Here is a 10,899-nt window from a genome sequence, read left to right on the forward strand (position 1 = left end):
ACCGTGACGGATGAGGAATTGACTATGATTGAAAACCGATTGAATCATCGCCCCAGAAAGCGACTAGGATTCAAGACACCTCACGAGGTATTCCATGCCTCGTTAAAGCGTGTTGCACTTCGTCCTTGAATCCGCCGATTTTGAAAATTTCAAAATTGAAGCGATTCAAACCAATGATGTAGATGCGGTTTCTAGCGATCTGTGGCAAATTGCCTCCGAATGTTGTGAAAGTCGTGCATATGCAAAAGCAATACAAGAAATCAAAGATTCACGTTTTGATATTGTTCATTGGCTCTTCAAGTATGTGTACTCTCACCATACAAAAATGCTCCCATTGTTTGATAGCGAAGTTAAAGCTCAATTTACAGGCATAACGCCAGGGCGTTGGCTGTAATTTTTTGTCTTACTAAATACATTCAAAAATCACCTTTTGGTCGTTTGACCAATTCATCAACCCCGTGGGGACTCTCCTCACGGGGGTCTCCATTTTTTACTTTGGAGATCACATGCAAAAATTTGCAGGCCGACTCATCGTCGAAGAAATCAAAGGTCGTAATGGCCTTTTTTGTGTAGGAACTTTGAAAACTTCAATTGGAGACTTCAAAGTCAAAGATCCAGCGCTTGATCAATTCAAGCGTGGGAGTTATGAAGGTGATTTTCTTGTTGAAAAAATTTACACCAAGGGCGTGCCATGGCGTGGTGGATTTTTCACAGAACTGATCGCCAAAATTGCAGAGGGTGGTTTCATCATCGCCGATGAGAGCGACGCTCCACCGCAAGATCTTCCATCGACTCAGGCGGAACCAGATCCCGTTGATGAGAAATTTCAAAACACTTCTCAGTCTGCGCCAATACAAGAAGTTGTACGCCCTATTGCCAAGAAACGATCTGAGTCAACTGAAAACGATGACATGGAACTTTTTGGTATCGAGTTGTACTCTGCCTTTATCCAGTGCGCTCAAATCGCGCTAGACCCCACGGTTGATCGGGAGCAATTCCGTAGGCAGCGTGACCGCCTTAAAGAAGCTGGCTATCGCTTCAATGCGCAAGATCAAGTTTGGACAATAGTCCAAGATTAATCCCACCCCCTAACGGAGATGCCGTTAGGGCATCTCCATTCAAAACCCAGAAGGAGATTTCAATGGCACTTATGTTTTCGCGCCTCGCACACAATTTCATCAAGAACGGATATTTCCCAACAGATGAAGTCACTATGGGACGCATCTTGCAAGCGCTTGATGCCTCTGTCGATCAAAAACTGGCGATCCTTGACCCTTGTTGCGGTGAAGGTGCAGCACTAGCTGAAGTAAAAAACCACTTACAAGAGCTTGGAGCAAAGCCCCAGTCTTTTGGGGTGGAATACAACGCGGAGCGATCACAAAATGCTCGGCAATGGCTTGACGTAGTTGCTCATGCCGACATTGCTGAAATGGCAATAAAGGTACGTCAATTTGGATTGCTGCTACTTAATCCACCATACGGAGACATGGTTTCAGATCAAGCGCAGCTTGATGCTGCAACTGGTGGAAAAAAACGTCTTGAGAAGCATTTTTACAGGCTGTCACATCCATGGCTCATGCCTGAAGGTGTGCTGATTTTAATTGTGCCTCACTACGTTTTTGATGCTGAATTTTCTGCCTTGATTGCCAAGAGCTATCGTGATGTGCGAGTATTCATGGCACCAGAGCAAAAATTTAAGCAATGTGTCTTGTTTGGTGTCAAACGAAAAGCTGATCGCCTCGATCCCGAGCTGGCCAGTCAACTTGAAGCCATGGGTACAGGAACTCTTCCTCCCGAGTTACCAGATCACTGGACTTGGCCTTGCTATCAGGTGCCAAACTGTGTCTTAGATTCCATCCAGTTCGTTGCTCATCGCATCGAAACAGATGGTTTAGCTCATGAAGTCGAGCGAATGCACCGATCTACCCTTTGGCCGCAATTTGAACAACACTTTGGTGGCCGTGTTCAAAAGCATCGACGTCCTTTGCGTGCACTACGTGATTGGCATTTGGCGTTGGCACTTGCCGCAGGTCAGATTTCAGGAGTTGTGCGCTCACCCGATGGCCGCATGCTGCTGGTCAAGGGCGACACGCACAAAGATCGTGCTTTAAAAGTGACGTTTGAAGAGACGGGCAAAGACGGTGACATGCGCGAAATCCGTACATTCACCGACAAGTTCGTTCCAGTCATTCGTGCGATTGAGTTCACACCAGGACCGATGTTCGGAAATCTAGTCACGATTCAGTGATTAGAAATTTTTAACCCTTGCGGGACTATCCCGCATGGGGGTGGTTTCGCTTATTTAGGAGATCCACCATGAACACAGCAGCCAATTTATTGGATTGCGCGCAGATATGCGCCTTTTTGTATGCGGGAGCTTTGCAGCACCCTACTCACAGCAAAGACTATGAGGCCTGGAACGGCCACACTGGCTTTGTTTACTTTGCCGCTGAATGTGCTGAACTCATTTCCAAGTATTTGAACCAGCCAGAAAGAGTGAATGAAATTTATCCAGGTGTTCTTTATTACGAAATCATTGAACCACTGGGTGAATGGCTAATTGATCAGGACTCATCACTCACAGGTAGCGACCAAGTGCTAGAACGTTTCATTCAAATCTTTCATGATTGGATAAGAGCGCCAGGGCACTAATTTTCACGACACGTCATTTACTGACTTTTTTCAACCCTAGCGGGAACGTCCCGCATGGGGGATGTTCTCGTATTTTTAGGAGAGCAACCATGGAAAATTTTGAAATTAACGTCCATAAGGACAAGCGCGATGGATGGAAAGCATTAACGCGCATTGAAGTGAACGCCAAGCAGGTGCTCAAAATTTCAACCTACAAACCAATGGCACCAGGCAAAGGTCTTCGAACCCAAGCTTCTGTATTCCAAGTTGAAGGTGGTTTTGAACGTCATGTACTTTCATACGGCATCGCTGGTGACTTTTCAAAGACGTTAATCCACAACTTGCCAAAGCGAATTACAGAAGTCGTGGTGCGTGATCAACACAACCAAGTGTTTACAACACCAGGCTTTCTTGATGCACTTAAATGTGAAATTCAAAAGCACTACGAAGCACAAAATCAGGCCAAGCAAGGCATGGAACAGGAGGCTTCGAATGCTTTATGAAGTTGAACGTTGCCAAGGCATCTTTGTAGACGCTTGTATACGTGATGAAGCTGGTCGTTTGTTGATGCTAAGTGCCTACGGGCGCGATACTGCTATCAAGGAACTTCTTGCTCGCATGCAACTCGGCGCTCAGCACCAAGATGGCTTGCAGGAGCTAACGCTTAAGCCGCAATCTAACGAAGCGCGGTCGCAAAAAGTCTTTATTGGAAATGTCAAAGATCTGGACAAGTTAAGTGGGCGACTGCCCAAGTGCGTGTACGGAAATTTGAATCACTTGTGGCTTTATAACCCTGTCATTTTGGCCCCTGTAAAAGGCGCTGATGTGGCATGGGTAATTGAGCAAGTCCCCAAGTTGCCAAACATTCAAGTCACGAAAGCCCATCAACTCGATCCTGAGATGGTGGACAAGATCAAGACTCGTTTGTGGGCAGCGATTAGCCACTTGGCCAGCATCCCGCTGTTGCCTCACTGGCGCGATCCTGTGATCGCGGCAATTGAGCACAGCATGCTGCTGCGAATGGGTCAACGTGGCCACGAAGACATCAATCCACTGCTCTCTGAGCCTGTCGGGGACTTCATAGTTTTGAAGGTTACTTTGGATCAATCAAAGTTTGCCCAGATCGTCACAGACCTGGTGCGTACCGGACGCTTAGACCTTGGATCTCAAAAAGTGCCTCCAACTACATCAGGCGCATTGCCTGCACATAACCCCATGGCTTTGGCCATGTAACCCTGCCTGAAGGCCGTTTAGACGGTTTACAGGACATTTTTTAACCACCCTAGCGGGGACGCATCCCCGCAAGGGGATGTCTTCGCGTAATTTTGGAGATTTCCCCATGAATGCATATGCAACACCCGAAGTCGATGTGCTCGAAGCAATTGAGATTAGCCCTTCAAAAAACCAGTCAAGCGGTAATGCAGACGGACAAGCTTTGGAGCAAATCATCACTCTGCCGGATTTCATTCGTCAGTTTGGCGAAGGCCTACTGGATGCTGTTCAAGAGCAAAACCCACCGATTTACCAAGAGGTTCGTCGGCTTGAATGGGATCAGCTACTCGACAGTTTGCTTCGCAAGCCGTTCCCTGCTCAAAGCGAGGTAGTTCACGCCATAGGTGAGTTGTTGATCGGTTCAGGTGAGTCCGGAGCCGTTATCAACGGCGAAATGGGCACGGGCAAGACTCTCATGGGCATTGCAACAGCCGCTGTTTTGCACAAAGAGGGCTTTGTTCGCACTTTGGTGATTTCACCCCCTCACTTGGTCTACAAGTGGCGACGTGAAATTATTCAGACGGTGCCACATGCACGAGTTTGGATTTTGAATGGTCCTGACACATTGCGAAAGCTCTTGCAAATCCGCTCAATGCGGGATAAGCCTGAGCATCCTGAGTTTTTCATCCTGGGGCGCGTGCGCATGCGCATGGGCTTTGATTGGAAACCCTCCTACGTCACCCGAATCGTTGGCACCAGTCGTGAAGAAGGTGACTATCAAGTTTTGCGGGTGGCCGCTTGCGGCCATTGCGGAGAGACTATGCATGACGATGAAAACGCCCCCTTGCAGGTATACCTAGCTGACGATTACCTCAATCGTCGGCGTATGTCCTGTAACCATTGCCACGAGCCCTTGTGGACTTTGACACGAGGCAAGGCTCCTGAGAAGTCTCAACGCGATCGTGTCCTCGATGCGCTTCGTCAAATTCCAAGCATCGGCGACAAAACCGCTGAACGTTTGGTTAAAAATTTTGGCGAAGCCATGTTGGCCAACATGCTGGAAGACAACTTTCACAATTTCATCAACTTGATGGACGAAGACGGCGAGCTGTTATTTTCTGATCGACAAGCCAAGCGTATGGAGAGGTTCCTTGGGAACAACGAAATTAGCTTTGGTCAGGGGGGCTACCAGCCCACCGAGTTCATTAAACGGTATTTGCCCAAAGGCTTCTTTGGCACATTGTTGGTAGATGAAGGTCATGAGTACAAGAACGAGGGTTCAGCTCAAGGGCAAGCCATGGGTGTGTTGGCCGCTTGTGCAAGCAAGACCATTTTGCTCACCGGTACTTTGATGGGCGGCTATGCAGATGACTTGTTTCATCTGTTTTATCGCCTCAATCCCAAGATGATGATTGAGGATGGTTTCAGCTACAACGAGCGCAATTCAATTGGGCCAGCGAGCAATGCCTTCATGGCTGCTCACGGTGTTTTGATTGAAACGCAGAAAGAGCGTGACGAAGGTTCGCATCGCACAGCGCGTGGCAACCGTGATAAAACCAGCATCACCAAGGGGCCAGGCTTTGGACCTAAGGGCATCATGCGTTATGTGGTGCCCTATACCGCGTTTTTGAAACTCAAAGACATTGGCGGGAATGTGTTGCCGCCTTATGAGGAGATCTTCATTCCAATCGCTATGGATGAGATGCAAAAGCAAGTCTACGAAATGCGGTTAGCTTCAACGCTGCGCCGAATTTTGAACGACTCGCTGCGTGCTGGAGATCATTCGCTTCTAGGCGTGGTGCTCAACGTGCTGTTAGCGTGGCCTGATTGCTGTTTCCGCGAGGAATACGTCTATCACCCACACCGTAAAACCATGCTGGCTTCGGCACCTAGTCTCTACAGTGATGTTGAGCTTATGCCTAAAGAGCGCAAGCTACTAGAAATCTGTAGGCAACAGCGTCAACGCGGACGTCGAGTCTTGGTTTACACCACCTACACAGGTGGACGTGATACCACGGCACGACTCAAAGTTATGTTGGAGCAGGCAGGCTTTAAAGTCGCAGTGCTACGAGCTACGGTCGAAGCTGCAAAGCGTGAAGACTGGTTGGCCGATCAGGTTGAACGTGGGGTTGATGTCATCATCACCAATCCTGAGCTTGTCAAAACGGGCTTGGACATGCTGGAATTTCCAACCATCGTGTTCATGCAGACGGGTTACAACGTCTATACATTGCAGCAAGCGGCACGTCGAAGTTGGCGCATTGGTCAGAAGGTGGCTGTAGAAGTCATATTTTTGGGGTACGAAGGCAGTGCACAAGAGCAATGTCTGACTCTCATGGCCAAGAAAATCGCAGTTTCTCAATCTACTTCGGGAGACATGCCCCAAACGGGATTAGAGGTATTAAATCAAGATGGTGACTCAATTGAAGTTGCCTTGGCCAAGCAGCTAGTTAGCTGATTCTCCCCCCCCAAGTCGAAAGGCTTGGGGGATTTTTTGATGGGCGAGCTGCTATAGTTAATACGAATAATTTAATTTTTCCCTATATGAAAAAGTCTTTCGCGTCTCTGATCCTTGTTTCTATTTTGTTCGCAGGGTGCTCGCTTTTTGCAGAAAGAGATAGCGCAGGTCGAGTGATTCACACGACTGCGTGTTCCCCACAATCAGATTGCCTGAGAACCATCCATAAAGTATGTGGCAATGCCGATGTGGTTTTTGTGAAAAAAGAACTAAACAGCATTGAAGCCTATGAGAAAGTAGAACTCCAATACGTGTGCCGACCATGAGTAGCCAGAATACGCACTAAATATTTAGCACTTCCCAGCAGCTTTCAAAAGCGCGTTACAGCTATCAGAGCCACCACCGGTCAATGATTCACCTGGTTTGGCGCACAACGGTAATGATGTAACTCCAAAACTGCTGGAAACCATGCATTTAAGGTTCTTCTTCTGCCCTTTGGTTGTGATCTCGACATCGTAATAAATTGATGATCCACCTAGAGCAGAAGAGTCTTTCTGTAAATTTGATACTGAAATTTGAGTTTTATCGACACCAAAGTTTTTAGCCGTAATTTCAGTGAGTTTTTGCTCGTCAGCGGTTCCTACGCCACCAGCATTTGCGCCCAAAATACCTGCACTGGGAACAAACGCAGCTGCGACACAACCACTAAGAGCAACGGTGACTGAGAGTAAGAAAATAAAATTTTTCGTGAGCATGAGTTTCCTTGGTAAATCAGTGCATAAGAATGCATTTCATCAAACATATGATGAGTAATTAGTTAAAACGATGATAGTATAAATTTGTTTCGCAATATTCATCGTTAAAAATTCGACACCTTGGCATGAACACAAAGAACAATCATGAACAAAGCATCGTCGGACCTTGGGTCCGAGAAAAACATGCGTATTTGCAACGATATATCAATACAGCACGAAAAACACGACAAAAATATTTGCCCCCTCTTGGCAGAGGCGGCGCTACGTATATAGATCTTTTTTGTGGCTCAGGACAAGCCTCAATTCGTGGGTCTAGCGAACTCGTCGATGGGAGTGCGGTCGTCGCTTGGAAGGCTAGCGTTGAAGGTGGAGCCCCATTTTCGCAAATATTTATCAACGACTCAAACTCCGACTTATTAGCAGCTTGTACTGAGAAACTTCAAAAACTTGGAGCCCCCGTTACAGGCTATTGCCTTCCAGCTCATGAAGCCGTTATCGAAATCGTTAAAGAAATCAAACAACGCTATCCGCACGGTTTGCATTTTGCGTTTGTAGACCCCTTTAACTTAGCGCTGAACTTTGAAATCATCCAGCAACTTGCATCATGCAAGAGAATGGATATGCTGGTCCATTTAAGTGCCATGGATTTGCAAAGAAATTTAGAGAGCAACCTAAAGGCAGATGAGTCTACGTTTGACATTCTTGCACCTGGTTGGCGAGAGGCAGTCGATACGCTGGCCCCGCCCATTGAAATTCGCCGCCGCATCGTTGAGTTTTGGCGTTCGAAAATCGAATCCTTGGGGGTTTGGCCATCTCAACAACATAAACTGATAACGGGTGAAAAAAATCAGCCCTTGTATTGGTTATTGTTGGCAGCCAAACACGAACTTGCTCACGATTTCTGGGAAGTCGCTTCCAACCCTGAGGGGCAAGGAAGCTTATTTGGTTAAGTAGCAGCGGCTATTTGAATCACTGGGTACGAGTCCCAAGTCCGACCGCCAAGAGTGCGGCCGTTTGCTTTTTTGTGACGCCGCACTCCATCAGCACCCCACCCCCCCCACTGCTTAAAGAAAAAAGCGGAACCTGCTTTTTCCGCTTGCTTTTGGACGCCAAGCGCCCAGTCTTCCATCATCGGACGTGCTTTGTGCCCAGATTCGCCACCCACAATGACCCAATCAATGCCATTGAGGTTGAGGCTCCCAAGGTCTTCAAGAAGTGGCTCTACCGATAAAAATCGTATGTGTGCCTTAACTTTTTTGAGATGCTCAATGCGCGGGACACCATATTTTTTGTCTTCAACTGATACCCCAAGCCAAACATTTGATGGGCACTGACGACTTGAGAAATATTTAGGAAGTCTCTCGGCTCTTTTCGTCAAAATTTGATAGGTGTGCTGCGGCGTGGATCGGATTACGTTAAACACTTGATCCAAAAAATCATCGTCAACCTCCTCGTGAAACAAATCACTCATTGAGTTAACGAAGTAGGTCGTTGGCTTTTTGCGCTTTTTCGGCTGATCCAAACGGCTTGGATGTGGCGTTAACTCAAAACCATTTTCGTAACCACTTGCCCCCATTGCGGTCAATCGGCGAGCCATCACCTCTGCGTAGCAGTGTTTGCAGCCAGGTGAAACTTTGGTACAACCAGTCGTTGGATTCCAAGTCTGTTCCGTCCATTCAATTGTCGATTGACTTGCCATGTTGTTCCCCTCGTTTCAAAACCGATTGGTGAATTTTACATCAATAATTGTATTGTGCAATACAATTTGTGAATGAAATATTTAGGAAGTCCGACTGAGCAAACCTACAGAGAGCTTCAGATTGCCTATGACTGGTTCAACCAACGTTTGTTTGGTGAGACTTTGCCTGCATGTTTGATCACATTACAACGAAACAAACGAACCATGGGCTACTACAGCCCTGATCGCTTTGTGGATGAGCATGGACACAAGACCGATGAGATCGCTTTGAATCCCGAATACTTTGCGATTCAGTCAATCGAGGAAGTCCTTTCTACGAAGGTCCATGAGATGGTTCACTTATGGCAACAACACCATGGCAAGCCAGGCAGGGGCAAATATCACAATCAAGAATGGGCCGACAAGATGTTGTCAATAGGTCTGCATCCTTCAAGCACTGCACAACCTGGTGGAAAAACTACGGGTGATCAAATGGATCACTACATTGTTGAAGGACCATTTCTCAAGGCTTGCCGTGAACTTTTAGCGACTAAATTTCGAATCAGTTGGTACGACAGGTATCCAGCAACACAGCCCCCAAAATGGGATAGCGACCAAAGCCCATTGAAGCATTCTCATATTCCGAACGAATCTGTCCCCTCCCCTAGTCAAATTCACTCACCGGCACCAGCAAGTGTCAACAGTTCACTTGGATTGGTTATTCGCGCAGAGAACTCATCTAACAGATTGAAATATGTATGTCCTGAGTGCCGAGCGCAGGCATGGGGCAAGCCAACGCTTAACCTGATATGCGGCGATTGCAACGTCCACCTGATGGCCTCATTGATGAACGTTGGTTCAAATGGTTGAACGCTCCAAAATGTTTTTGAATTCGAAGAACTCTCAGAGCATCCTGCTGATGATGAGTGTGGGAGCCGCCATCGCATATTGCGCTTGGCACTTAGACCAAACACCTAGTCAAATGTTATTGACTTGGTTGATCCCATTTGTTTGGTTAACGTGTACGTCGCGCAGTCAAGTCGTTGCTTTGATTGGGGCGTACCATTTTGTTGCGTGGATTGACTTGCCCATCGCTGCGCAACGAATCACAGATTGGTCGCAGTCACTAGGCTTTGGTGTGCTCACGGTCTACATCTGCGTGTTGACACTGATCTGGTCCGTTACGTGGACAAGGTCACTTGCACCAAGGTGCATTAGCTTGATTGCCCTATTGACAGTAACAAATTTGCCTCCATTAGCAGCTTTCAACGCCCCTTCTCCACTATTGAGCGCTGGGTGGCTTTTTCCGAATCTAGGATTTTATGGATTGATATTTTGCATCGTTTCATGGCCATTCACTGCATTGATTTTTTTAGCAGACAACAAAAAAATTAGAGTTGCCTCAGCTTTTGCAACTGCGTTGCTATTCGTAACATCCGTAGTCGCAAATATTGCGTGGGAACAAAACCAAAACACGGGGGATCTAGCAGTCAAAAATATTGATACGCAGCTGCCACGCTACCCGACAAGCAAATCAGAGCACTTCAATCGTCAACTTGAATTGGTTAATCTTGCCAGTCGCGCATTAGGTGCTGCTGATTCTCCAAACCTAGTGGTCTTACCTGAAAGTGTGGGCGGTGTGTGGCAAACCAACATCGAATGGCTATGGAAAAGCATGACGACCGCGAGCACCAGCCCTGACAATGGGCTTATCGTGGGATTTGACATCGTTGATACAGACCATGAGCAATCGAACAGCGCAATCCTTTTTGAAGCAAACTCTGTTAGAACAGTCCATGCAAGAATTCCGATGCCTGTGGGCGGCTGGCATCCTTGGAGATCGGCCGGACATATGCCCATGCGCTGGTTTGACAGTGGACTGATCAAAGTTGGGTCAACATCATTGGCTGTCATTTTTTGCTATGAAGAGCTTTTAATGTGGCCTTGGATTGTCACAGCATGGAGCGCTGGAGATGAAAAAATTCAGGTTGTAGTGCTTGCAAATCAATGGTTTGCATCAAACCTTAATTGGCGGATTCAAGGACGAAGTGCAACACGCTTTAACGAGGCATGGAATACCTCGTGAGGTGTCTTGAATCCTAGTCGCTTTCTGGGGCGATGATTCAATCGGTTTTCAATCATAGTCAATTCCTCATCCGTCACGG

General features: G+C 47.1%; 12 protein-coding genes. 10 read left to right on the forward strand and 2 right to left on the reverse strand.

Going from position 1 to position 10,899, the window contains the following annotated elements:
• Positions 1–109: 109 nt before the first annotated feature.
• The 7 genes from RMS95_RS04485 (at position 110) to RMS95_RS04515 (ending at position 6,301) form a co-directional block, all read left to right on the forward strand.
• Positions 110–394 carry a hypothetical protein gene (locus RMS95_RS04485; RefSeq protein ID WP_310643961.1) on the forward strand — a complete coding sequence of 95 codons (285 nt, stop codon included), beginning with the start codon at positions 110–112 and terminating at the stop codon, positions 392–394.
• Positions 395–506: 112 nt separating this feature from the next.
• Positions 507–1,079, forward strand: coding sequence for a DUF3275 family protein (locus RMS95_RS04490; protein WP_310643964.1), 573 nt, complete (start codon positions 507–509; stop codon positions 1,077–1,079).
• A gap of 62 nt (positions 1,080–1,141) precedes the next feature.
• The gene (locus RMS95_RS04495; RefSeq protein ID WP_310643966.1) at positions 1,142–2,248 is read left to right on the forward strand and encodes a DUF6094 domain-containing protein; all 1,107 of its coding nucleotides are present in this window, start codon (positions 1,142–1,144) and stop codon (positions 2,246–2,248) included.
• Between the two features lie 68 nt (positions 2,249–2,316).
• The gene (locus tag RMS95_RS04500) at positions 2,317–2,652 is read left to right on the forward strand and encodes a hypothetical protein (protein WP_310615340.1); all 336 of its coding nucleotides are present in this window, start codon (positions 2,317–2,319) and stop codon (positions 2,650–2,652) included.
• Between the two features lie 89 nt (positions 2,653–2,741).
• On the forward strand, positions 2,742–3,134 hold the full coding sequence (locus RMS95_RS04505; RefSeq protein WP_310643968.1) for a hypothetical protein: 393 nt from the start codon (positions 2,742–2,744) through the stop codon (positions 3,132–3,134).
• Entirely contained in the window at positions 3,124–3,864 is a 741-nt protein-coding gene (locus RMS95_RS04510) for a hypothetical protein (RefSeq protein ID WP_310643970.1), read from the forward strand. The genes RMS95_RS04505 and RMS95_RS04510 overlap by 11 nt, the downstream gene beginning before the upstream one ends.
• A gap of 106 nt (positions 3,865–3,970) precedes the next feature.
• Positions 3,971–6,301: a helicase-related protein gene (locus RMS95_RS04515; RefSeq protein ID WP_310643972.1), complete on the forward strand. Its 2,331-nt coding sequence runs from the start codon at positions 3,971–3,973 to the stop codon at positions 6,299–6,301.
• A gap of 350 nt (positions 6,302–6,651) precedes the next feature.
• Here RMS95_RS04515 and RMS95_RS04520 read toward each other — a convergent pair whose 3' ends face one another.
• Positions 6,652–7,056 carry a hypothetical protein gene (locus tag RMS95_RS04520; protein WP_310643974.1) on the reverse strand — a complete coding sequence of 135 codons (405 nt, stop codon included), beginning with the start codon at positions 7,054–7,056 and terminating at the stop codon, positions 6,652–6,654.
• Positions 7,057–7,181: 125 nt separating this feature from the next.
• Here RMS95_RS04520 and RMS95_RS04525 point away from each other — a divergent pair, with 125 nt between their 5' ends.
• Complete coding sequence (locus RMS95_RS04525) at positions 7,182–8,006, forward strand: three-Cys-motif partner protein TcmP (RefSeq protein ID WP_310643976.1); 825 nt, start codon at positions 7,182–7,184, stop codon at positions 8,004–8,006.
• On the opposite strand, the gene RMS95_RS04530 is transcribed toward RMS95_RS04525, so the two are convergent.
• Positions 8,003–8,755 (reverse strand): phage Gp37/Gp68 family protein, encoded by a 753-nt coding sequence (locus tag RMS95_RS04530; RefSeq protein ID WP_310615346.1) that lies wholly within the window; start codon positions 8,753–8,755, stop codon positions 8,003–8,005. The genes RMS95_RS04525 and RMS95_RS04530 overlap by 4 nt on opposite strands.
• A 72-nt stretch (positions 8,756–8,827) precedes the next feature.
• On the opposite strand from RMS95_RS04530, the gene RMS95_RS04535 reads away from it, so the two are divergent.
• Positions 8,828–9,604, forward strand: a complete 777-nt coding sequence (locus RMS95_RS04535; protein ID WP_310643978.1) for a SprT-like domain-containing protein — start codon at positions 8,828–8,830, stop codon at positions 9,602–9,604.
• Positions 9,597–10,820, forward strand: coding sequence for a hypothetical protein (locus RMS95_RS04540; protein WP_310643980.1), 1,224 nt, complete (start codon positions 9,597–9,599; stop codon positions 10,818–10,820). The genes RMS95_RS04535 and RMS95_RS04540 overlap by 8 nt, the downstream gene beginning before the upstream one ends.
• Positions 10,821–10,899: the final 79 nt, after the last annotated feature.

This window comes from Limnohabitans sp. (genome assembly GCF_031539175.1).
Taxonomy (GTDB): domain Bacteria; phylum Pseudomonadota; class Gammaproteobacteria; order Burkholderiales; family Burkholderiaceae_C; genus Limnohabitans.